This window comes from Paenibacillus anseongensis, from assembly GCF_009757995.1.
In the GTDB taxonomy this organism is placed as follows: domain Bacteria; phylum Bacillota; class Bacilli; order Paenibacillales; family NBRC-103111; genus Paenibacillus_E; species Paenibacillus_E chondroitinus.
This window is the reverse complement of the sequence record NZ_WSEM01000007.1, coordinates 141,037-162,491: the sequence shown is the minus strand read 5'-3', so window position 1 is coordinate 162,491 and position 21,455 is coordinate 141,037. Positions and strand designations below refer to the sequence as shown.

General features: G+C 48.2%; 26 protein-coding genes and 1 riboswitch. Of the genes, 25 read left to right on the top strand and 1 reads right to left on the bottom strand.

The features are described from left to right. The first annotated feature begins 36 nt into the window (after positions 1-36). From GON05_RS07790 to GON05_RS07775, 4 genes are all read left to right on the top strand, one after another. A complete protein-coding gene (locus tag GON05_RS07790) occupies positions 37-639 on the top strand; it encodes a low molecular weight protein arginine phosphatase (RefSeq protein WP_157318573.1) in 603 nt (200 codons plus the stop codon). A gap of 57 nt (positions 640-696) precedes the next feature. Then, a riboswitch (ZMP/ZTP riboswitch) is annotated at positions 697-777 on the top strand. Positions 778-879: 102 nt separating this feature from the next. Further along, complete coding sequence (gene rpiB, locus GON05_RS07785) at positions 880-1,338, top strand: ribose 5-phosphate isomerase B (RefSeq protein ID WP_157318572.1); 459 nt, start codon at positions 880-882, stop codon at positions 1,336-1,338. An 11-nt stretch (positions 1,339-1,349) separates the two neighbouring features. After that, positions 1,350-1,955, top strand: coding sequence for a TIGR01440 family protein (locus tag GON05_RS07780; RefSeq protein WP_157318571.1), 606 nt, complete (start codon positions 1,350-1,352; stop codon positions 1,953-1,955). A gap of 42 nt (positions 1,956-1,997) precedes the next feature. After that, positions 1,998-3,248 (top strand): serine hydroxymethyltransferase, encoded by a 1,251-nt coding sequence (locus GON05_RS07775; RefSeq protein ID WP_157318570.1) that lies wholly within the window; start codon positions 1,998-2,000, stop codon positions 3,246-3,248. A 59-nt stretch (positions 3,249-3,307) separates the two neighbouring features. Here the strand turns inward: GON05_RS07775 and GON05_RS07770 are convergent, their stop codons facing one another. Then, positions 3,308-4,576, bottom strand: a complete 1,269-nt coding sequence (locus GON05_RS07770) for an MFS transporter (protein ID WP_157318569.1) — start codon at positions 4,574-4,576, stop codon at positions 3,308-3,310. A 181-nt stretch (positions 4,577-4,757) separates the two neighbouring features. On the opposite strand from GON05_RS07770, the gene GON05_RS07765 reads away from it, so the two are divergent. The 21 genes from GON05_RS07765 (at position 4,758) to nuoK (ending at position 21,452) form a co-directional block, all read left to right on the top strand. After that, the gene (locus GON05_RS07765) at positions 4,758-6,584 is read left to right on the top strand and encodes an ABC transporter substrate-binding protein (RefSeq protein ID WP_157318568.1); all 1,827 of its coding nucleotides are present in this window, start codon (positions 4,758-4,760) and stop codon (positions 6,582-6,584) included. A 191-nt stretch (positions 6,585-6,775) separates the two neighbouring features. Continuing rightward, entirely contained in the window at positions 6,776-7,405 is a 630-nt protein-coding gene (gene upp / locus GON05_RS07760) for a uracil phosphoribosyltransferase (RefSeq protein WP_127453437.1), read from the top strand. A 30-nt stretch (positions 7,406-7,435) separates the two neighbouring features. Then, positions 7,436-8,572 (top strand): non-hydrolyzing UDP-N-acetylglucosamine 2-epimerase, encoded by a 1,137-nt coding sequence (gene wecB / locus GON05_RS07755; RefSeq protein ID WP_127453435.1) that lies wholly within the window; start codon positions 7,436-7,438, stop codon positions 8,570-8,572. A gap of 224 nt (positions 8,573-8,796) precedes the next feature. Then, positions 8,797-9,018, top strand: a complete 222-nt coding sequence (locus GON05_RS07750) for an AtpZ/AtpI family protein (protein WP_127453433.1) — start codon at positions 8,797-8,799, stop codon at positions 9,016-9,018. Continuing rightward, positions 9,018-9,398, top strand: a complete 381-nt coding sequence (locus tag GON05_RS07745) for an ATP synthase subunit I (RefSeq protein ID WP_127453431.1) — start codon at positions 9,018-9,020, stop codon at positions 9,396-9,398. Before GON05_RS07750 ends, GON05_RS07745 begins: the two co-directional genes overlap by 1 nt. A 33-nt stretch (positions 9,399-9,431) precedes the next feature. Continuing rightward, positions 9,432-10,127: a F0F1 ATP synthase subunit A gene (atpB, locus tag GON05_RS07740; RefSeq protein ID WP_157318598.1), complete on the top strand. Its 696-nt coding sequence runs from the start codon at positions 9,432-9,434 to the stop codon at positions 10,125-10,127. Between the two features lie 77 nt (positions 10,128-10,204). Next, positions 10,205-10,429 (top strand): F0F1 ATP synthase subunit C, encoded by a 225-nt coding sequence (gene atpE, locus GON05_RS07735; protein WP_028556930.1) that lies wholly within the window; start codon positions 10,205-10,207, stop codon positions 10,427-10,429. A gap of 78 nt (positions 10,430-10,507) precedes the next feature. Beyond that, positions 10,508-10,993: a F0F1 ATP synthase subunit B gene (gene atpF / locus GON05_RS07730; protein WP_145668580.1), complete on the top strand. Its 486-nt coding sequence runs from the start codon at positions 10,508-10,510 to the stop codon at positions 10,991-10,993. Next, positions 10,990-11,523, top strand: coding sequence for a F0F1 ATP synthase subunit delta (locus GON05_RS07725; protein WP_157318567.1), 534 nt, complete (start codon positions 10,990-10,992; stop codon positions 11,521-11,523). The genes atpF and GON05_RS07725 overlap by 4 nt, the downstream gene beginning before the upstream one ends. Before the next feature lie 33 nt (positions 11,524-11,556). Further along, positions 11,557-13,071 (top strand): F0F1 ATP synthase subunit alpha, encoded by a 1,515-nt coding sequence (gene atpA, locus GON05_RS07720; protein ID WP_157318566.1) that lies wholly within the window; start codon positions 11,557-11,559, stop codon positions 13,069-13,071. A gap of 130 nt (positions 13,072-13,201) precedes the next feature. Next, positions 13,202-14,059, top strand: coding sequence for an ATP synthase F1 subunit gamma (gene atpG, locus GON05_RS07715; protein WP_157318565.1), 858 nt, complete (start codon positions 13,202-13,204; stop codon positions 14,057-14,059). A gap of 49 nt (positions 14,060-14,108) precedes the next feature. Beyond that, on the top strand, positions 14,109-15,506 hold the full coding sequence (gene atpD, locus GON05_RS07710; protein WP_127453420.1) for a F0F1 ATP synthase subunit beta: 1,398 nt from the start codon (positions 14,109-14,111) through the stop codon (positions 15,504-15,506). A 46-nt stretch (positions 15,507-15,552) separates the two neighbouring features. Further along, positions 15,553-15,957 carry a F0F1 ATP synthase subunit epsilon gene (locus GON05_RS07705; RefSeq protein WP_181646574.1) on the top strand — a complete coding sequence of 135 codons (405 nt, stop codon included), beginning with the start codon at positions 15,553-15,555 and terminating at the stop codon, positions 15,955-15,957. A 225-nt stretch (positions 15,958-16,182) separates the two neighbouring features. Then, positions 16,183-16,548: an NADH-quinone oxidoreductase subunit A gene (locus GON05_RS07700; RefSeq protein ID WP_127453506.1), complete on the top strand. Its 366-nt coding sequence runs from the start codon at positions 16,183-16,185 to the stop codon at positions 16,546-16,548. After that, positions 16,533-17,051, top strand: coding sequence for a NuoB/complex I 20 kDa subunit family protein (locus GON05_RS07695; protein WP_127453417.1), 519 nt, complete (start codon positions 16,533-16,535; stop codon positions 17,049-17,051). Before GON05_RS07700 ends, GON05_RS07695 begins: the two co-directional genes overlap by 16 nt. Positions 17,052-17,467: 416 nt before the next feature. Further along, positions 17,468-17,917: an NADH-quinone oxidoreductase subunit C gene (locus GON05_RS39660; protein WP_338114014.1), complete on the top strand. Its 450-nt coding sequence runs from the start codon at positions 17,468-17,470 to the stop codon at positions 17,915-17,917. A 3-nt stretch (positions 17,918-17,920) separates the two neighbouring features. After that, positions 17,921-19,021, top strand: coding sequence for an NADH-quinone oxidoreductase subunit D (locus tag GON05_RS07685; protein WP_127453415.1), 1,101 nt, complete (start codon positions 17,921-17,923; stop codon positions 19,019-19,021). Further along, the gene (gene nuoH, locus GON05_RS07680; protein WP_127453414.1) at positions 19,021-20,025 is read left to right on the top strand and encodes an NADH-quinone oxidoreductase subunit NuoH; all 1,005 of its coding nucleotides are present in this window, start codon (positions 19,021-19,023) and stop codon (positions 20,023-20,025) included. The genes GON05_RS07685 and nuoH overlap by 1 nt, the downstream gene beginning before the upstream one ends. Before the next feature lie 137 nt (positions 20,026-20,162). Beyond that, on the top strand, positions 20,163-20,615 hold the full coding sequence (gene nuoI / locus GON05_RS07675) for an NADH-quinone oxidoreductase subunit NuoI (protein WP_127453413.1): 453 nt from the start codon (positions 20,163-20,165) through the stop codon (positions 20,613-20,615). Continuing rightward, positions 20,608-21,138 carry an NADH-quinone oxidoreductase subunit J gene (locus tag GON05_RS07670; RefSeq protein WP_157318563.1) on the top strand — a complete coding sequence of 177 codons (531 nt, stop codon included), beginning with the start codon at positions 20,608-20,610 and terminating at the stop codon, positions 21,136-21,138. Before nuoI ends, GON05_RS07670 begins: the two co-directional genes overlap by 8 nt. Positions 21,139-21,140: 2 nt before the next feature. Beyond that, positions 21,141-21,452 carry an NADH-quinone oxidoreductase subunit NuoK gene (gene nuoK, locus GON05_RS07665; protein WP_127453411.1) on the top strand — a complete coding sequence of 104 codons (312 nt, stop codon included), beginning with the start codon at positions 21,141-21,143 and terminating at the stop codon, positions 21,450-21,452. The last annotated feature ends 3 nt before the right edge of the window (positions 21,453-21,455 follow it).

Genomic DNA, 21,455 nt, shown 5'->3' with positions numbered 1-21,455 from the left:
GAAAGTTTTGCTATGCAAAACTCTGAGGAGGGTCTCATGTTGCGAATTCTATTTGTCTGTACAGGAAATACGTGCCGCAGTCCATTAGCCGAAGGTTTGCTGCGTATCAGGGTGCACCAAGAAGGACTTGCGGCAGAAGTTCGTTCAGCTGGCGTATCCGCGATGACGGGCGCTTCGATCTCCCGAAATAGTGCGACACTGCTGCAGGAGGCAGGGTTCAAAGAGCCCATTCGTTCACTAGCGATTCAGGAGTCTGAGGTGAAGTGGGCTGATCTCATTTTGACAATGACGATGGGGCATAAACGTTCAGTTATTCAGCGGTATCCGGGCGCCATTGATAAGATTTTTACACTCAAAGAATATGTAGAGGACGATCAGCGTATCCTTCAAGCGATTGAGGAGAGAGAGAAGTTGGTCACGGAGCTTCAGCTTAAGCAGGCTCTTTCACAAACAGTAACCGTTGAAGAACGAAATCGGATTTATCTGTTGGAAGATGCCATTCCGGATTACGATATTTCTGACCCGTTCGGAGGCCCTATAGAGGTTTACCGGCAAACAGCGAATGAAATCAGCGGGAGTTTAGATAAATTGGTTAAAAAGCTGCGCGAGCGGAAAGAGGATTCGCAGTCTGGGAAATGATTTGCGAAAGACATCTTTACACCTCGTGCATAATGCGATAAGATGGATTTATCAAGCAAGACTCAATGTAACTGGCGACGAGTGGGAGTAACCACAATGGAGCATTGAGCTATACGGCCGGTCGCCTGGGCAAAAGAGCAACGCGCTATTTCAGCGTGTCCGCTCTTTTTTTCGTTTTCTGGTGGACTTTGGGATATAATAGAAGGGTCGAATTCGAACAAGCAAAGGAGCGTTCTATCCATGAAAATTGCGTTAGGTGCGGATCATGCAGGCTATCGTTTGAAAGATGTTATTATTCCTTTTATTGAATCCTTGGGCCATCAGGTCATAGATTATGGATGCAGCTGTGCAGATTCCGTTGATTATCCGGATTATGCGCTGAAGGTTTGTGAAGATGTGGTTTCCGGGGAAGCAGACAAAGGAATTCTGATCTGTGGAACAGGCATCGGGATGTCGATCGCTGCGAATAAGGTTCCAGGCATCCGTTGCGCGCTGGTTCATGATCTATTTTCTGCTAAAGCCACACGGGAGCACAATGATACGAATGTACTTGCTTTAGGCGAGCGTGTCATCGGACCGGGTGTTGCCGAGGAAATCGTGAAAATTTGGCTGGAAACAGAGTTTTCCCAAGGTGTCCGTCACCAGAACCGCATTAACAAGGTGCAAAGCATCGAAGATCGCTTCGCGATTCATCCATAAGGGTGGCCACCATGACAAATTCCATACTTCACACGATTGCAGAAGATTTGGAAGCAAATCTTCGCGAGTTGGTAAAGGTGGGCAATCTACGGCCAGGTCACATTCTGGTCATTGGTACAAGCACGAGTGAGATTCTCGGTCATCGGATTGGGACGTCGGGGACGTTGGATGCAGCGCGGCCGATTTTTGAAACGGCGCAGCGCATTAGCCGCGAGTTCGGTTTGCACTTGGCTTTTCAGTGCTGCGAACATTTGAACCGCGCGCTTGTCATCGAGGAAGATCTCTTCGCGATTTCCCCTCAGCTTGAGCCTGTGTCGGTGATTCCCGTGCCAAAAGCCGGCGGTTCTATGGCCTCCTACGCCTACCGCCACTTCACAAAGCCCATAGTTGTCGAGACGATCCAAGCGCATGCCGGGATCGATATTGGCAGTACGCTGATCGGGATGCATTTGCGGCGGGTTGCTGTGCCAGCACGGCCGCCCGTGCGGAATATGGGTCATGCCTATGTGACCATGGCTTTTACACGGCCTAAATTGATTGGCGGAACAAGAGCTGTCTACACACCTGAGGCTGCCGAGCAGCTCTATCAGCAAGCCGCGCCAGATGCGGATTGCTAGGTTAACTTATAGATATAAATTATCTTTTAGGAGGAATTCCATATGACAAACTTTCTAAGTAAACAAGATCCAAAAATCGTAGAAGCTATGAACCTAGAACTTGGTCGTCAACGCGACAAAATTGAGCTTATCGCTTCTGAAAACATCGTTAGCCAAGCTGTGCTTGAAGCGATGGGTACAGTACTGACTAACAAATACGCAGAAGGTTACCCAGGCAAAAGATACTACGGCGGCTGCGAATACGTAGATATCGTAGAAGATATCGCTCGCGACCGCGCGAAAGAGCTTTTCGGAGCTGAACATGCGAACGTTCAACCGCACTCTGGTGCACAAGCGAATATGGCTGTATACTTGGCAGCTCTTAACCCTGGCGACACTGTTCTGGGTATGAACCTGGCACACGGCGGTCACTTAACACATGGCAGCCCTGTTAATGCTTCCGGTATTCTTTACAACTTCGTGGCTTACGGTGTAAGTGAAAAAGATTTCCGCATCGACTACGACGATGTTCGTAAAGCGGCTTTCAAACATAAGCCTCGCATGTTAGTTGCTGGCGCAAGTGCTTACCCGCGCACGATTGATTTCGAAGCACTAGCATCCATCGCTAACGATGTAGGCGCATTGTTCTTCGTTGACATGGCGCATATTGCCGGTCTAGTTGCTGCTGGCTTGCACCCGAACCCAGTGCCGCATGCACATTTCGTTACAACTACAACGCACAAAACGCTTCGCGGTCCTCGCGGCGGTATGATTCTTACGCGCAAAGCTTGGGCAGCTGCGATTGATAAAGCTGTATTCCCTGGTTCCCAAGGCGGTCCTTTGATGCATACGATTGCTGCAAAAGCCGTTTCCTTCGGTGAAGCTCTGCAACCGGAATTCAAAACTTACGGTCAAAACGTCATCGACAACGCGCAAGCATTGGCGACTGCATTGACAGCTGAAGGCATTAACCTTGTTTCCGGCGGTACGGATAACCACTTGATGCTGGTTGATCTGCGCAACCTGAACATCACAGGTAAAGATGCTGAGCACGTACTTGACGAGATTGGTATCACAGCGAACAAAAACGCGATTCCTTTCGACCCAACAAGCCCGTTCATCACAAGCGGTATCCGTTTGGGCACACCGGCTGTAACATCCCGCGGCATGGGCGTAGAAGCGATGCAAACAATCGCGAAAGTGATTGCAATTACATTGAAAAGCCCGAAAGATGAGGCTGTTCTTGAGAAAGCTCGCGGCATGGTGAAAGATTTGACGGCGCAATATCCGTTGTACGCAGGTTTAACTTACTAATCAAAATAGAAAGGGCTGTACCAGAAGGTCGTCTAAGACCTCTTGGTACAGCCCTTTTTTTATACTGCCGCATGATGTACCTTCTGCTCTGCTTCCTTCAGGCTCGGCAGAATGGTCGCCATCAAGCCAATGCCCGCGACGCCGGTTAGCAGAATAAACAGCGCCATGGCCCCGGATGGCAGAAAACCGCCGATGATCATGTTTAGTCCGCTAAGCATAATGGCAACGCGGTTCGTCATGCTGCTGAGCGCCATATAGGAGCTGCGGGCGTGATCGGGAACAAGCTGTACAAGCAGCGCTTGTTTTATAGGCACATAGGTCAGCTCACCTATGGTGGCAACAAGCATTAGCAGCATGAGCATGATCGGTTGACTACCGAATACGAGATATGTATAGCCGGCTACGTTCAGAAACATGGCGAACAGCATCATCCTGGTGTCGGAGTTTCCCTTGAGCAGCCGCCCAACAAAGAGGGAGAGCAGCACGACGGCGAGTGTATTCTCTGTGCGTAGAACGCCAACGAGAGGCAGACCGTCGATGGTGGCGGACATACCGGGAAACCAAGGCGTGTGATGAATATCTTGAGCGAGCCGGATGCCGATATACCCGTTTAAATTCATTTCTACGGATACGATGAGCACACTCGAGATTAGATAAATGAGGAATCTGCGGTCGCTCAGCACCTCTTTATAACGGTGATACATCGAGATACGTTTAGAAGGGTGCGCTTCTTCCTCCCCGCTAGTCACCTCGGCCGGCATCGTTTCTGTCATGAAAAAGGCGGTCACCAGCAGCGCAACAAGTGACATTCCGCTAGCAACGAACAAAAGCTCAAAGAGATAGTCGCTAAAGAAGAAACCGCCGATCATCCCTGCAACGGAAATGGCCAGGTTATTGGACCAATAATTTATCCGATAGATGGCTTTACGGGTATCAGGTCCTGATACATCAATCAGCATGGCCTCAACAGCAGGTTTGCTTAGGCCCCAAGAGGCCGTACTGATCACTGTCATGATGAGCGTCAGTGCTGCGGAATGCCAGATTGGCGAATTAGCGAAGGTCATGATCGTATAAGCCAGAAGGGCAACGCCTTCCCCGATAAGCATCATTTTTTTGCGGCCGACCCGGTCTGCGTAATGACCACCGATCGTGGCGCTGATTAGAGCCACAGCAATGGAGATAGTTGTCGCTGTGCCGGCGATGGTTGTGCCGAGTGTACGTGCAAAGTAAATCGACATGAATGGAATAACCATATTGCTGAGGATGTTGGTCAGAAAGCTTAGAGCAATGCGCAGTCGCACATTAGGATGGAATTGAAAGAATGTCATGCGCCATCACCTGTTTCCTAGTGTCGTCAATTTCTGTTCCCCCATCATAACAAATGACAATGAGTTAAAAAGTGTACAGAGCTTTGGAAAACTTTCACCTTTTATCCCTCCTGCAGGCTGTTGACGAAATGGCAAGGCGCAACTATACTCTTTGGTAATTCGTGTAAAGGAGGGGACTTTCATGCAGCTTGCCTTACAATATGCGCAGTTGAAAACATCAGTAACGCGTGTTTTACAGATCCCCCACACGTATATGGACGTGCCAGTCTCCGTAGAAGAAATTGCCGGTTACCTGTATTGTACGGAGCGCAATGTAAAAATTTTGATTCGCAAAATGAGCGAAATGGGTTGGATCGTCTGGACGCCGGGACGAGGCCGTGGACACCGCTCGATGATTCGATTTCTGGTTCCAGCGGAAGATGTGCTGATGGCGGAAGCGAAGATCCATGTTGAACAAGGAAACTTGAACCATGCGATGAGTTTGTTTCAAATGGAAGGTTTGGACGGGAGTGTCATGGATCGGTTCTTGGCCTGGCTCGGCAGTTATTTCGGATATAAAGGCAATTGCGATTCCGGAAATCCTGAAACGCTGAGGCTGCCGATGCAGATTCGCGTGCTGACGCTTGACCCTGTCGATGTGCTGTTCTCGCGGGACCTGCATTTTGTGAAGCAAGCCTTTGACACGCTGCTCTATTTCAATCCGCTTTGCGGCAGCCTGGAGCCTGGCTTGGCTCATGAGTGGGAATGCAATGCGGATGCGACGGTATGGACTTTCTATTTGCGGAAAAGAGTGAGATTCCATCATGGCCGGGAGCTGACGGCGGACGATGTTGTGTTTTCATTCAACCGGCTGCGCTCACTGGGCACAGAGGATTCGCCGAATCGGTGGCTGTTGAATTCCGTCAAGGATATTCGCGCCGTCGACAGGCTGACGGTTCGCATGGAACTTGCTGCGCCGAATTATATGCTGCCGCATTATGTTAGCTCCTACCAGGCAGCGATTGTCCCAGCAGATGTTTACAGTGCAACTAAGGTAGCGGACGCCAGCATGCTCCCCGTTGGAACGGGTCCTTTCCGCATTACGAGGCATGATGCGGGTGGTGTGACGTTAGAGGCTTTCGAGGAGTACTACAAGGAAGGCGCCCATTTGGATCGCATCGAGCTGCTTTATGTTCCGGATAACGTCAGCGATCGAAGATGGCAGCAGTTAAACTTTCAAATGGGGAAACTCAACCATTATAAACAGCCTGCCCCTGCACACTGGTGTAAAAAAGAAGTGATGATGCTGGGGTCTAGCACGGTTGTTTTTAATCTTCGCAAAAACGGGCCACAGCAAGCCCTTGAATTTCGCCAGGCTATTCAGCTTATTTTGAACCGCTGTGGGTTAATAAAGGAGTTAGGCCTTTATCATGCAAGGCCAGCTGCCGATTTCTTGCCAACGGACTCGCCGGGGCAAGGACCTGAGGATCACCAGCCGGAGCGGGCAAGGGAGCTGCTTAGAGAATGCGGTTATAATGGCGAACCCATTACCATGACATTTACGCTCAAGAATCAGCCTCAAGCCGAATGGATTCATGCTCGCTGTCAGGAAGTAGGTATCCCAGTTATTCTGAAGCTTTATACGTTTGAACAAATGACAAAGGTACCGTTGCTGTTAGAGGCCGATGTTATCATAGGCGGAGTTGTTGCGGATGATGATGAGGCACGCTGCCTAATCGAGATGTATAAAGTGGGAAATTTAGCGGTACGTGTTTGTGCGACGGATGAGCAGCGGCGAGTTTTTGATGAGACTATTGCGGCTATCGAAAATGAGCCCGACAGACAGGCGCGCCTGGAACGAATTCGAGGTATGCAAGATTTAGTGTCGAAAAATTTCGCCGTCCTATTCCTCTTGCATACGACGCAGCAATTGGTGTACAGCCCTCATTTACAAGGCATAACGTTCAACACGCTGGGATGGTTTGACTTCAAAAACATTTGGTACCACCCGGGGCCAGTGGAAGATTAAAACAGATAGGATGCAAAGCCGCTTGGGAGATGCTCTCGGGCGGTTTTTTACGCAAATAAGGATATTCATGGTAGGTTTGGTTTTTCGGAGGATAAGTTGGATAACATATGATATAATGAACGAGGTTTGTCGTACCTTGACGCTAAAATGGGTAAAATACATATAACATTGTGGTTTTTTAGGAGGATATTATGGGGAAGTTATTTATTTGTGATCATCCGTTAATTCAGCATAAGCTGACCTTTATTCGGGATGAGAATACGAAAACAAAAGATTTTCGGGAGCTCGTAGACGAAGTAGCGACTTTGATGGCCTACGAGATCACGAGAGATATTCCGCTTGAGCATGTTCAGGTGAAAACGCCTGTTACAACGGCAGATTGCCGCATTATTTCCGGCAGAATGCTGGGCCTTATCCCTATTTTGCGCGCAGGCTTAGGAATGGTTGACGGTGTGCTTAAACTGATCCCGGCTGCAAAAGTAGGACATGTTGGTCTATACCGTGATCCTGACACGCTGCAGCCTGTCGAATATTATGTGAAGCTGCCGACGGATGTCTTGGAGCGGGAGCTCATTGTGATCGACCCGATGCTCGCAACAGGCGGTTCAGCGAATGCAGCAATTGAAGTATTGAAACGCAGAGGCTGTACACAAATGAAGCTGATGTGTTTAATTGCTGCGCCGGAAGGAATTAAAGCGGTTCAACAAGAGCATCCGGATGTTGATATTTACGTGGCGGCCGTGGATGACTACTTGAATGATCATGGCTATATCGTACCTGGCTTGGGAGATGCGGGAGATCGTCTGTTCGGCACGAAATAATAGACTTATGACGATGGGGGAGAAGAACCAATGAAACGTTTGAAAGTCATTACGATCTTCGGTACTAGACCTGAAGCGATTAAAATGGCTCCGCTGATTAAGGAGCTGGAGAAGCATCCAGAACATATCGAGTCTCTCGTTTGCGTAACGGCTCAGCATCGCCAGATGTTGGATCAGGTGCTTGATATTTTTAAAATCACACCGGATTATGACCTTAACGTTATGAAGGATCGTCAGACGCTGAATGAAATTACTATGCGCGTGCTGCAAGGCTTGGAGCCGGTCTTCCAAGAGGCAAAACCGGATCTGATTCTCGTGCACGGCGATACGCTGACAACTTTCCTTGCGAGCTATGCGGCATTTATGCAGCAAATCCAGGTTGGACATGTCGAAGCGGGGCTTCGTACGTGGAACAAAATGTCGCCATATCCGGAAGAAATGAATCGTCAGTTGACAGGCGTTTTGGCGGATCTGCATTTTGCGCCAACCCAGCAATCGGCTGATAATCTGCGCAAAGAAAATAAATCGGAATCTCAAATCTATGTAACAGGGAATACCGTTACGGATGTCTTTCAATATACCGTGCAAGAATCTTTCGAGCACCCGGTTTTGGAGTGGGCTGCAGGCCGCAGGCTGATCTTGATGACAGCTCATCGCCGTGAAGCTCAAGGTGAGCCGCACCGTCAAATTTTCCGTGCTGTGAAGCGTATCGCTGATGAATTTGAAGATATCGCAATCGTATATCCGGTGCATCCGAGCCCGGCTGTCAAAGAGCCTGCGCACGAAATTTTGGGCAACCACCCACGCATTAAGTTAGTAGAGCCATTCGACGCAAGTGAATTCCATAACTTCTATCCGAAGACACATATGATTCTGACAGACTCTGGTGGTCTTCAAGAGGAAGCGCCTTCCTTTGGTGTGCCGGTACTTGTGCTCCGTGATACGACAGAGCGTCCGGAAGGCATCCAAGCGGGCACATTGGAGCTGGTTGGAACAGACGAGGAGAAGGTCTACGAGCGTGCTCGCGCGCTGCTGACAGATCCAGTTTTATACAACAAAATGAGCCAAGCTGCCAACCCTTACGGGGATGGCAAAGCATCCCAAAGAATCGTTCAAGCGATTCTGCATCACTTTGGCAAGGTCTCGGAGCGCCCTGAAACATTCTAACCGTGACAAAATCATGACAAACGCTACAGCGTACAGTTCGACTGTTTGGTTTGGAAACTCGCAAACCTTAGAGCCGCAAGGCTCTGAGGGCTTTCGGGCTGCGAGGACTGTTAAGTTTCGTCAATTGACAAACCTCGCACTGCTTCGATACAATAAATGAGGATTCGTAGCACTATGTCTACGAAACAGGTTTTCCTCAGCGGAAAGCCTTCAGGAGGGATGCGATGAAACGGCAAAATCCCAATGATAATCCGTGGCGGGCAGTAGCGTTAACTAGTGCAATTGGCATTGACCTTGTAGTTTGTTTAGGAGCCGGATATTTGTTCGGCGATTGGCTAACTCGCGTACTAGGGGGACAATTCTGGTTGTTAGGCGGATTTTTGCTCGGGCTTGTAACCGGAATCATTAGCATTTACTTCATGATAAAGCGGTACGGAGGGCTATGATGGATGAATTTTCAGCCACTCTGAAAACGGTTCAAAATGTGTTTCTTTTCTTTTTATCCTTTTGTTTGGCTGCATGGGCGCTTCTTGTCGATTACCGGGTTTACTTTGCCGGCATTATGCTTGGATCTATGGCGAGCATGATCAATGCAAGGTTTCTGGCCTGGAAAATTAACAAGTTGGCAGCAGCTGCGATAGAGCAGAAAGGGCGCAAGGTGACCCTAGGTTTTCTGACAAGAGCAGCAATTGCTGGCTTCGCAGGTTTGGTTGCCGTTCGGTATCCGGAACATGTCGCTTTAACCACGACGATTGTTGGATACTTTTTTGCTCAATTGGCAACACTCGTACTGGGTATTCTTTCTATTAGGAAGTCTAAGAAGTAATTCCATTCGATGAAAGGGGTGAAAATGGGAAATATGGAACATAAGGTACCAGAATTTGAGTGGTTAGGTATTCACTTCGACGCATCAGCTCTTATGATGATCGGAATTACCACCATTATCGTGCTTATTCTTGCAATCGCAGGGGCTAGCCGTGCATCTGTGACGAATCCTTCAAAAATTCAAAACTTCATGGAATGGACGATTGAGTTTGTAGAAGGCATCATTGGAAGTACGATTGGTTCTAAGCATGGCAAAGGTTTTATCGCGCTTGGTCTTACGCTCATTATGTACATCTTTATCGGCAACATGCTCGGCCTTCCTTTTTCGATCGTGACGGAAGATCATGTGTCTTGGTGGAAATCACCGACAGCTGATATCGCTGTAACAGGAGCACTGACGGTTATCGTTATCGTACTAAGTCACTACTTGGGCATAACACGTAACACGAAGCATTACTTCGCGCATTACTTTGAGTACAAAGGGGCAATGTTGATCCTTCATTTGATTGAAGTTGTATCAAAGCCGCTTACGCTCGCTTTCCGTCTTTACGGTAACATTTATGCAGGTGAAATTATGATATCTGTCATCATCGGAGCTGGTTGGTTTGGAATTGCGCCTCTCTTCGTATGGCAGGGCTTCAGTGTGTTCGTAGGTGCTATTCAAGCCTTCGTATTTACAATGCTGACAATGGTTTACATCTCACAAACGTTAATCCATGAAGAACATTAAGAGTAAGACTTACCTCGGGTAGTCTCGAGTCACTTATACACAAAACAAACCTAAGAGTTTAAGGGAGGATTTTATCAATGGGAGCAATAGCATTAGTAGCAGCAGGTATCGTATTCGGTTTAGGAGCACTAGGTGCAGGTATTGGTAACGGTTTGATCGTAGGTCGCGCTTTGGAAGGTATTTCCCGTCAACCAGAACTACGTGGTACGCTTCAAACAACTATGTTCATCGGGGTAGGTCTAGTAGAGGCAATGCCGGTCGTTGCATTGGTACTTGCGTTCATCTTTATGGGGAAAGCTTAAGAAACCGTTTGGCGGGGATGGCCGTAGTCGCCACCACGCCTTCGTTTTGCCCACGTTATCAGAAGGGAGTGACGTTACTTGCATATTGAATGGTCCACATTTTGGATTCAACTTATCGCGTTCTTAATTTTATACGTGCTACTTTCCAAGTTTGCGTTCGGCCCTTTGTTCGGCATGATGGAGAAACGCAGACAGTTAGTTAAAGATCAAATTCAAACAGCTGAAGCGAGCCGCAAGCAAGCTGATCAACTGTTAGAGGAACAAAAACAAGCACTGCAACAAATGCGTAAGGAAGCTTACGATATCATCGAGCAAGCGAAACAAACAGGTTCCAAACAAGCTGATGATATTGTTCGTGCAGCTGGAGCAGAAGCAGCTCGTCTGAAAGATGAAGCTTTGAAAGATATCGAGAACGAGAAGAACAAAGCGGTTGCCGCTCTTCGCAGCCAAGTTGGCGCGATGTCCGTTCTGATTGCCTCCAAAATTATTGAAAAGCAAATCGACGAAAAGTCACAAGAGCAATTGGTTGAGCATTACCTCAAAGAGGTAGGAGGCAACGTATGAGTGACATCGTCGTAGCGAAGCGTTATGCCAGAGCTCTTTTTGAAGTAGCCAAAGATAAGGGGATTATTTCCCAAGTCGAAGAAGAGCTGAAATCTGTAGCTAGTGCGATTAGGGACAATGCAGACTTGCAGAAGTTCCTGAACCATCCGAACATCGGGAACACCGTCAAAACGGACCTGCTGAAGCAGATTTTTGAAGGCAAAGTTTCCGAACCGGTGTGGAACACGCTGCTGGTCTTGATTGATAAAGGAAGACAAGCGATTTTATCCGTTCTTGTAGGCGATTATGTGAAGATTGCGAATGAAGCGCTTGGACAAGCGAGTGCAACGATTTATTCCGCTTTTACACTGACAGAAGCTCAACAAGCGGAAATTGCATCACATTTCAGCAAAGTTACGGGAAAAACAATTCGTGTTGCGACTGTTGTTGAGCCTAAGCTGCTCGGCGGCATCCAAGTGCGCATTGGTGACCGTTTATATGATGGAAGTTTGGCAGGCAAGCTAGACCGCCTATCCAAAGCTTTGGTTTAATAACAAGCACTGTAAGAATAGGGGTGACGTTCGTTGAGTATCAAACCTGAAGAAATCAGCTCATTGATTAAACAACAGATTGAAAACTATAAATCCGATATGCAAGTGGTTGATGTTGGTACAGTCATTCAAGTAGGGGACGGTATCGCTCGTGCTCATGGTTTGGAAAACGTAATGGCAGGCGAACTGCTTGAGTTTTCAAATGGCGTTCTGGGCTACGCGTTTAACCTTGAAGAAAGCAACGTAGGTATCGTTATTCTCGGACCTTACAAAGATATCCGTGAAGGCGATCCAGTAAAACGTACAGGACGTATCATGGAGGTTCCTGTTGGGGAAGCCCTTCTCGGCCGTGTCGTTAACTCCTTGGGTCAACCAGTCGATGGTCAAGGACCTATTGCTACAACTGAATTCCGCCCTGTTGAGAACATGGCTCCAGGCGTTATGGCTCGTAAATCCGTTCATGAGCCAATGCAAACAGGTATCAAAGCGATTGACGCGATGGTTCCAGTTGGCCGTGGTCAACGTGAGTTGATCATCGGTGACCGTCAAACAGGTAAAACAGCGATTGCGATCGATGCGATCCTGAACCAAAAAGGCAACGGCGTTAAATGTATCTACGTTGCAATCGGTCAAAAACAATCCACAGTCGTAGGCGTTGTTGAAAAACTTCGTGCTGCTGGCGCTTTGGAATACACAATCGTTGTAACAGCATCTGCTTCCGAGCCTTCACCAATGCTTTGGTTGGCTCCATACTCAGGCTGCGCAATGGGTGAGTACTTCATGTACAAAGGCGAGCACGTATTGATCGTATACGATGACTTGTCCAAACAAGCGGCTGCATACCGTGAGTTGTCCCTCTTGCTACGTCGTCCACCAGGTCGCGAAGCATACCCAGGTGACGTATTCTACTTGCACTCCCGTTTGCTGGAGCGCGCTGCGAAATTGAACGATGAGCTTGGTGGCGGTTCGATTACGGCACTTCCTTTCATCGAGACACAAGCAGGCGATATCTCTGCTTACATTCCGACGAACGTAATTTCCATTACGGACGGTCAAATCTTCCTTGAGTCCGACCTGTTCTACTCCGGTCAGCGTCCAGCGGTTAACGTTGGTAACTCTGTATCCCGTGTAGGGGGCTCCGCTCAAACGAAAGCAATGAAAAAAGTTGCCGGTACACTGCGTGTAGACTTGGCTCAATACCGTGAGCTTGCTGCCTTCGCAGCGTTCGGATCTGATCTTGATAAAGCAACAAAAGCCCGCCTTGATCGTGGGGTTCGTACACTTGAAATCTTGAAGCAAGGCGTGCATCAGCCGCTTTCCCTAGAGAAACAAGTTTGCTCCCTGTACACGGTTGTTAAAGGCCACTTAGATGATATTCCAGTACAAGACGTTACTCGTTTTGAAGCGCAATTCTTGGCTTACCTGGAATCCAATCGCTCCGAAATTTTGAACAGCATTCGTGATACCAAAGATATTACTGCGGATAACGACAAAGCGCTGGTTGATGCTATCAACACGTTCAAAAAGAGCTTCGCAGTTTCTGAATAAAATTTGAATACCTGCGCTTTTCTTCGTGAAAAGCCAGGTACTCCGTATATGCCTGAGATTGGGTGTAAGCTGCCTGAGATCAGGCCTTCGAATGAAGGCTTTCCAAAGCCTCAAAAGAGAGGTGACAGGTATGGCAAAAGGAATGCGCGAGATTAAGCGCCAAATCAAATCGACACAAAACACGAAGCAAATTACGCGTGCGATGGAGATGGTTGCAGCTGCGAACTTGCGTCGTGCTCAGCAAGCTGCTGAAGCGGCTCGTCCTTATTCGGATAAGCTGAAAGAAGTAGTAGCTAGCATCGCTGCAGGCTCCAAAGGTGTGAAACATCCAATGCTGCAAACGCGCGAAGTGAAGAAAACCGCTTACTTGGTTATCACTTCGGATCGTGGTTTGGCTGGAGGCTACAACGCGAACGTATTGCGGAAAGCGATGACGGAGATTCGCGAAAAACATCAATCCCCTTCGGAATATGCTGTTTTCGTAATCGGACGTAAAGGTAGCAACTTCTTCAAAAAACGTAATGTTGAGATCGTTCAAGAAGTTACAGGACTTCCGGATTCTCCGAAGTTCTCGGATATTAAATCGATTGCAGCTTCTGCTGTTTCCAATTTTGAGAAGGGCGCGTACGACCAATTGTTCTTGGTGTACAACAAATTCCAAAATGCAATCAGTCAGATACCAACCATGGTTCGCTTGCTTCCTATGGAGGAAGTAAAAGGCGCGTCAACGGCTAGCTACGAGTATGAGCCGTCTGCGGAAGGCGTTCTAGAAGTATTGCTGCCTAAATATGCGGAAACAATTATTTACAGCGCGGTATTGGAAGGTAAAGCAAGTGAGTTCGGCGCGAGAATGACAGCGATGAACTCCGCAACGAAAAATGCAACGAAGATGATCAGCAGCTACACATTAGCATACAACCGTGCACGTCAAGCTGCCATTACGCAAGAAATTGCGGAAATCGTCAGCGGCGCGAACGCGAACGCTTAATTGATAAAACGCCTCGCTTAGAGGCGAAGCTTTTCTTAGGAGGGAAACCATGAGCAAAGGGCGCGTTGTGAATATTACAGGGCCTGTCGTCGACATTGAGTTCGGACGCGGACAACTCCCTGAAATTCTGAATGCAATCAAGATTGAAAAAACGGAAGCCGGTCAAACGGTTACGATTACGGTTGAAGCGGCGGTTCACCTCGGTGACAACCTCGTTCGTTGCGTAGCGATGTCTTCCACAGACGGACTTGTACGTGGCGCTGAAGCTACGGACACAGGAGTTCCAATCACAGTACCTGTAGGTGCTGCAACACTAGGTCGCGTATTCAACGTAGTTGGAGATCCTATCGATGGTATCGAAAACGTTGATCGCACGTTGACTAGTCCAATTCATAAAGAAGCTCCTGCATTCGAGAACTTGTCCACGAAATCGGAAGTTCTTGAAACAGGAATTAAAGTTATTGACCTTATGGCTCCTTACGCAAAAGGTGGTAAAATCGGTCTCTTCGGTGGTGCGGGTGTAGGTAAAACCGTAACGATGCAAGAGTTGATTCACAACATTGCCCAAGAGCACGGTGGTATCTCCGTTTTCGCAGGCGTTGGTGAGCGTACTCGTGAAGGTAATGACCTTTACCACGAGATGAAAGACTCCGGCGTTATCGAGAAAACAGCGATGGTATTCGGTCAAATGAACGAGCCTCCTGGCGCGCGTCTTCGCGTAGCTTTGACAGGTTTGACAATGGCTGAGTATTTCCGTGATGTTGAAGGCAGAGACGTTCTTCTGTTCGTAGATAACATCTTCCGTTTCACACAAGCAGGTTCCGAGGTTTCGGCTTTGCTTGGACGTATGCCATCTGCGGTAGGTTACCAACCGACTTTGGCTACAGAAATGGGTCAATTGCAAGAGCGTATTACATCCACGAAAAAAGGGTCCGTAACGTCGATTCAAGCGATTTACGTTCCTGCGGATGACTATACGGATCCAGCTCCAGCTACAGCGTTCGCTCACTTAGATGCGACAACGAACTTGGAGCGTAGCATCGCGGCTGCGGGTATTTTCCCAGCGGTAGATCCACTTGCTTCCTCTTCCCGTATCTTGACGCCAGAAATTCTAGGCGAAGAGCACTATAAAGTAGCACAAGGTGTTAAACAAGTTCTTCAACGTTACAAAGAGCTTCTGGATATCATCGCGATCTTGGGTATGGATGAGTTGTCCGATGAGGATAAACTGGTCGTTACTCGTGCGCGTCGTCTCCGTCTGTTCTTGTCTCAGCCGCTTCACGTTGCTGAGCCGTTCAACGGTTTCCCAGGCTTGTATGTACCATTGAAAGAAACTGTGCGCAGCTTCAAAGAAGTTCTTGAAGGTAAGCACGACAACCTTCCTGAAGTAGCGTTCCACAACGTAGGTACGATTGAGGACGCAATCGAGAAAGCGAAAACGCTGTAAGGTTACCTTTGGTAAACTTCGCGTTAGCTGAGGAAGGAGAATCCAAGTGAGTACATTCCTACTTGAAATTGTTACTCCTGAGCGCAAAGTGTACGCTGAACAAGTGAACATGTTAGTCGCAAAGGGTGTCGAAGGGGAGCTTGGAATTCTGCCGAACCACATTCCACTCGTGACTCCATTGAAAATTAGCTCGATTACTGTGAAGAAGCAGGGCTCCAAAGACGAGATCATCGCAGTGAACGGCGGATTTATGGAAGTGCGTAAGGACAAAGTGGTCATACTGGCGGAAAGCGCCGAGCTGCCAGAACAAATCGATGTAGATCGTGCGAGAGCAGCGAAAGAACGTGCGGAGAAACGTCTTGCGGATTCGAAGCAAGATAACGTTGATTTCAAACGTGCGGAAGCCTCTTTGCAAAGAGCATTGAACCGGATCAGCGTGTCCGGCAAATAATAGATCAAAGAAGCGATGGGACTCAGGTTCCGTCGCTTTTTTCTTATAAACGGATTATTCTTGAAAGTTATGGAAATTCTACTCACAAAGTATGAAAAAATGAGGGCTTGGAATTAGTCATCGACTCCCCTGAGCTCTTTTGGTATAATATTGAAGGTGATTATTACCAATTTGAATCAATGATTTGAGAAAGTAAATAAGAATGGAGGCGGTTACATTCAGATGATGTACACAAATAACTATGTAATCGTAGCGATTTTTCTTGGGTTAGGTATTTTCCTCCCGGTGGCAGCGCTTACGATAGGCAAATGGTTAAGACCGAGCAAACCCGTTGTGGAGAAGTATACGACGTATGAGAGTGGGAACGAGCCTGTTGGTGAAGGGCAAATCCGGTTTAACATTCGATATTATTTGTTTGCGTTGATGTTTGTCATCTTTGATGTAGAGACCGTGTTCCTGTATCCTTGGGCTGTTGCTTTTAATCAGCTAGGACTTTTTGCTTTAGTGGAAATGTGCATTTTTGTAGCCTTGCTAGCCATAGGATTAATATACGCTTGGAAGAAGAAGGTGCTGCAATGGACTTCAGTCTAGAGTCGATCTCCCCAGAAGAACGCGAAGAGTTAAACCGCAACGTATTTATGACAACACTGGAGCAGGTGAAAGCTTGGGCTCGCAGTAATTCACTTTGGCCTTTAACGTTTGGTCTTGCTTGCTGTGCTATCGAAATGATGGGTACGGGCGGATCGCATTATGATTTAGACCGTTTTGGAGTCATCTTCCGTACGTCCCCTAGGCAATCCGATGTCATGATTGTAGCAGGGACAGTTACGAAGAAAATGGCTCCTTTGCTGCGCCGTCTTTATGAGCAAATGCCGGAGCCGAAATGGGTTATCGCTATGGGTTCTTGCGCGACTGCCGGTGGACCGTATGTGAAATCGTACTCCGTTGTCAAAGGTGTAGATCAGATCGTTCCGGTTGATGTGTACATACCTGGTTGTCCGCCGAATCCAGCGGCACTTATCTACGGAATCAACAAGCTTCAAGAGAAGATTCGCTATGAGGCGAAGACCGGTAAGCAGGTGATCAACCGATGAGTGAGGATAAGAAGCCGGAGGAGAAGGTCGAGGTCGGGCAGACAGCCTCTGCGGAAGAGACCAAGGCTGAAGGAAATACAGAGCAGTCGACACCTGCTTCTGAGGTAAAACCGGCGAGCGAAGCACCCGCGGCTGATGCGGCGGAGAAGACCGCCGAAGAGAAGGCCGCGGAGCGCGCCGCGGCGAGAGCCGCCCGCCTAGCGGCGAAGGCGGCGGCCGCTGAGCCGACGGGCGAACCCGCGTCGGCAGCACCACCATCCCCTGCTGCTGCAGGGGATGACGAGAAGGCGGCCAAAGCGCAGGCCGCCGCAGAAGCACGCGCCGCGCGAGCCAGCGCGCGCGGAGCGAAAACCGATGCTGCGGAGCCTGCCGCGCCGAAAGAGCCTTCGCCGAACCAGCCCCTGCTGGATAGGTTGGTGGCGATCTTGAAAGAAAGCGCCGGCGAAGAGGCCGTCGTCGATAGCTTCATTAACGAAAGGGACGGACACCGTCCTTACGTTGTCATTCACAGCTCCCGCTGGCCGGAGGCTGCGCTGACGCTGCGGGATCACGAAGAGCTGCGCTGCGATTACTTGCGCAATCTCTCCGGTGTGGATCAAGAGACGCATCTGGAAGTGGCGTATCATCTGCTTTCCCTCACGCACAAGCGCGAGTATTGTGTGAAGGTGAAAACAGACCGGGATCAGCCAAGCATCCCATCTGTCGCTCCTGTGTGGCCAACCGCGAATTGGAATGAGCGGGAAGTGTATGACCTGCTGGGAATTGACTTCCCCGGGCATCCCAACCTGGTAAGAATCATGATGCCTGACGATTGGGTCGGCCATCCACTGCGCAAAGATTACGAACCGCTTGACCCGGAGGTGTAGCATTTGTTACGGACAGAAGAGCTCCTGCTAAACGTTGGTCCTCAGCATCCTAGTACGCATGGCGTTTTCCGCGTGATTGTGAAGCTGGATGGAGAGATCATCAAAGAAGCTATACCCGTTATGGGCTATCTACATAGAGGAACAGAGAAGCTGGCTGAGAATCTGAGCTACACACAAATTATTCCTTACACAGACCGTATGGATTACGTCTCTGCCATGACGACGAACTATGTTCTCGTTCATGCTGTTGAGAAAATGATGGGACTGGAAGTTCCGGAACGTGCGGAATTCCTTCGTTTGATCGTGATGGAACTTCAGCGGATTGCTTCCCATATGGTGTGGTGGGGAACTTATTTGCTAGATATCGGAGCGATGAGTCCGTTCTTATTCGCTTTCCGTGATCGGGAAATTATCATTGACCTCTTCAATGAACTCTGCGGAGCTCGTTTGACTTACAACTACATGCGTGTAGGCGGGGTAAAATGGGACGCTCCAGACGGTTGGATCGATAAAGTTAAGAAGTTTATCCCGTATATGTACGGCAAATTGGAAGAATATCATACCCTTGTATCCGGAAATGAGATTTTCCTGTCCAGGATTAAGGGAGTAGGTAAATATGACGCTGATACAGCCATTGCTTATGGGCTTAGCGGTGCTAATTTGAGATGTACGGGTGTTGACTGGGATATCCGCAAAACGCAGCCATACAGCCTTTACAATCGCTTTCAATTCGATGTGCCTGTACGAAGCGGCGGCGATTGTTATGATCGCTATCTAGTGCGCATGGAAGAAGTAAAACAGTCCCTGCGTATTTTGGAGCAAGCTGTGGCACAATTCCCTGAACAAGGGGAAACCATGGGCAAGGTGCCTAGGGTGATTCGTCCTCCTGAAGGTGAAGTGTATGCGGCTATCGAGTCTCCTCGTGGAGAAATCGGCTGCTATATTATTTCCCGAGGCAAGCAAGAGCCATTCCGTCTGAAATTCCGCAGACCGTCCTTCGTAAATCTACAAATATTGCCCAAGCTCCTGGTCGGTGAATCGATGACCAACCTGATTACGATATTGGGCGGCATCGATATTGTCGTTGGGGAGGTGGATGCCTAATGGTAAATTTGCTGGAAGAGAGTCTAACCTGGACGAACTTCTTCGTTTTCCTTTTCTGGGGCATCGTTATGCTGCTGTTGGTTCTTGGCTTCGTTACCTATGCGATCTACTTTGAGCGGAAGGTCATTGGCTGGATGCAGCTGCGGATCGGACCAAACCGAACAGGGCCGCTAGGGCTTCTGCAGAGCGTCGCGGACGTATTCAAACTGCTCATTAAAGAAGATACCATTCCCAAAAAGGCGGAACGTGAGCTGTTCATTTTGGCGCCTATCATTACGTTCATTCCTTCGTTTACAATTATTGCGGCGATCCCTTTCTCGGATCGTATGTTTAATGCGAACTTGAATGCCGGTCTGCTTTATTACGTGGCGCTTACAGGGATTTCTACGATTGGGATTATTCTTGGGGGCTGGGCATCAAATAACAAATATGCCTTGCTAGGCGGTATGCGTTCAGCAGCGCAAATGATCAGTTATGAGGTACCGCTCGTCATTTCCGTCATTGGTGTCATTATGATGACAGGCAGTTTAAATCTGCATACCATCGTTGACCATCAAGCGGGTGGCTTCTGGCATTGGAACTTTATTCCTCAAATTCTAGGTTTCATCATCTTCGCCATTGCCGGTGTATCGGAGCTTAACCGGACGCCTTTTGACTTGCCGGAAGCAGAGTCTGAGCTTGTAGCAGGCTATCACGTGGAATACAGCGGCTTCCGCTTTGCTTTTTTCATGCTATCGGAATACGTTTACGTGTTTATCATTGCTTCTTTAACGAGCCTGATCTTCTTAGGCGGATGGCATGCGCCGTTCCCATTCCTTGATTTTATTCCGGGGATCATCTGGTTCCTGCTGAAATTCTCCCTCGTTGTATTCGTCTTGTTCTGGTTGCGGGCGACGTTGCCTCGCGTACGAATTGATCAGCTCATGGGATTTGGCTGGAAAGTGCTGCTGCCCTTGGCGCTTGTCAATATGCTGGTAACGGCGATCATTATGACGATCTTTTAACAAAGCCTACGCATACGATGTCAGTTTTGCTGAAGCAGAACTTAGTCCATGCTTACGATGCAAGTTTCCTACGGAAACTCTAAGCTGATGCTTACGATGTCAGTTTTGCTAAAGCAAAACTCTAAGGAGTGAACCAAATGAAGGGCATAATCAAAGGCTTAGGCGTAACGTTGAAAAGCATGACACAGAAAAAAATCACGTACGCATACCCTGAGGTCCCGATCAAAATGCCGGATCGTTTTCGCGGTATTCAACATTTTGACCCAGAGAAGTGCATCGTGTGCAATCAATGTGCGCGTATTTGCCCAACCGAGTGCATTACTCTGACGGGTAAAGCGAATCCGGACCCCGAGAAAAAGGGTAAGGTCATTGATACGTATGATATCAACTTCGAAATTTGTATTTTGTGCGATCTTTGCACAGAGGTGTGTCCGACGGAAGCAATTGTCATGACAAATAATTTCGAGCTAAGTTCCTATAGTCGCGATGATCTTTTCAAAAATTTGCAATGGTTGAATGACAATAACCAAAACATTCGTCAGGAGAATAACTCGGCCATGCCAAAAGGGGGGGCCAAAAAAGATGTTTAGCGGAATTGGTGATTTCCTCTCAAGCGGTTCAAGCTGGGCTTTCTTCATTTTCGCCCTTCTGGCCATCGGCGGAGCGATCTTTATGATTTCTTTTACCAAAGTTGTTCATATGGTCATTGCCGTTGCGCTTACGTTCATTAGCTTAGCAGGGCTGTATATTATCCTTGAAGCCGAGTTTGTTGCTTTCGTACAGGTGTTGATCTATGCAGGAGCCATCTCGATCCTCATGATTTTCGGCATTATGATGACGAAACACAGACAAGGGGAAGAGGAGGAGCCAAGGCGTCCTTGGCACGAAGGTTTGGCGATCGTTGGCGCTTTGGGCTTGTTCGGGGTGTTATTTTATGCGATTCAAAAAACGACCTTCGTCTCACAAGGCTCTTTAGATACCGGCAAAGACAATACATTAGAAATCGGCAAGCTGTTGTATAACCAGCACGTGATTCCATTCGAAATCATGTCTGTGCTGCTGACAGTCGCTTTCATCGGCGCTATTATCGTAGCGAAGAGAGAGGAGGATTAGCTATGGGCAACATTATTACTCCCTATCTCACGCTGGCTGCAATCCTGTTCTGTATCGGTCTGTACGGCGCTTTAACGAAAAAAAATGGGGTCATCGTGTTATTGTCAATTGAGTTGATGCTCAATGCGGTGAACTTAAATTTGATCGCTTTCTCCAAACTCGGGGATCATCCAGCGCTCACAGGTCAAATTTTCTCACTCTTCAACATTACGATTGCAGCTGCAGAAGCAGCTGTCGGGATAGCGATTCTTATTACGATTTACCGAAATAGAGGAACAGTAGATGTAACGGATTTGGATTCTATGAAGCGCTAGGAG

Coding starts and splice junctions, on each gene's coding strand:
- nuoH (WP_127453414.1), top strand. CDS start 19,021: ATGGTAAATTTGCTGGAAGAGAGTCTAACCTGGACGAACTTCTTCGTT.
- atpB (WP_157318598.1), top strand. CDS start 9,432: ATGGAACATAAGGTACCAGAATTTGAGTGGTTAGGTATTCACTTCGAC.
- GON05_RS07750 (WP_127453433.1), top strand. CDS start 8,797: ATGAAACGGCAAAATCCCAATGATAATCCGTGGCGGGCAGTAGCGTTA.
- upp (WP_127453437.1), top strand. CDS start 6,776: ATGGGGAAGTTATTTATTTGTGATCATCCGTTAATTCAGCATAAGCTG.
- GON05_RS07770 (WP_157318569.1), bottom strand. CDS start 4,576: ATGACATTCTTTCAATTCCATCCTAATGTGCGACTGCGCATTGCTCTA.
- GON05_RS07775 (WP_157318570.1), top strand. CDS start 1,998: ATGACAAACTTTCTAAGTAAACAAGATCCAAAAATCGTAGAAGCTATG.
- nuoK (WP_127453411.1), top strand. CDS start 21,141: ATGGGCAACATTATTACTCCCTATCTCACGCTGGCTGCAATCCTGTTC.
- GON05_RS07725 (WP_157318567.1), top strand. CDS start 10,990: ATGAGTGACATCGTCGTAGCGAAGCGTTATGCCAGAGCTCTTTTTGAA.
- GON05_RS07670 (WP_157318563.1), top strand. CDS start 20,608: ATGTTTAGCGGAATTGGTGATTTCCTCTCAAGCGGTTCAAGCTGGGCT.
- GON05_RS07745 (WP_127453431.1), top strand. CDS start 9,018: ATGGATGAATTTTCAGCCACTCTGAAAACGGTTCAAAATGTGTTTCTT.
- nuoI (WP_127453413.1), top strand. CDS start 20,163: ATGAAGGGCATAATCAAAGGCTTAGGCGTAACGTTGAAAAGCATGACA.
- atpD (WP_127453420.1), top strand. CDS start 14,109: ATGAGCAAAGGGCGCGTTGTGAATATTACAGGGCCTGTCGTCGACATT.
- GON05_RS07780 (WP_157318571.1), top strand. CDS start 1,350: ATGACAAATTCCATACTTCACACGATTGCAGAAGATTTGGAAGCAAAT.
- GON05_RS07790 (WP_157318573.1), top strand. CDS start 37: ATGTTGCGAATTCTATTTGTCTGTACAGGAAATACGTGCCGCAGTCCA.
- rpiB (WP_157318572.1), top strand. CDS start 880: ATGAAAATTGCGTTAGGTGCGGATCATGCAGGCTATCGTTTGAAAGAT.
- GON05_RS07765 (WP_157318568.1), top strand. CDS start 4,758: ATGCAGCTTGCCTTACAATATGCGCAGTTGAAAACATCAGTAACGCGT.
- atpE (WP_028556930.1), top strand. CDS start 10,205: ATGGGAGCAATAGCATTAGTAGCAGCAGGTATCGTATTCGGTTTAGGA.
- atpG (WP_157318565.1), top strand. CDS start 13,202: ATGGCAAAAGGAATGCGCGAGATTAAGCGCCAAATCAAATCGACACAA.
- wecB (WP_127453435.1), top strand. CDS start 7,436: ATGAAACGTTTGAAAGTCATTACGATCTTCGGTACTAGACCTGAAGCG.
- GON05_RS07695 (WP_127453417.1), top strand. CDS start 16,533: ATGGACTTCAGTCTAGAGTCGATCTCCCCAGAAGAACGCGAAGAGTTA.
- GON05_RS07700 (WP_127453506.1), top strand. CDS start 16,183: ATGTACACAAATAACTATGTAATCGTAGCGATTTTTCTTGGGTTAGGT.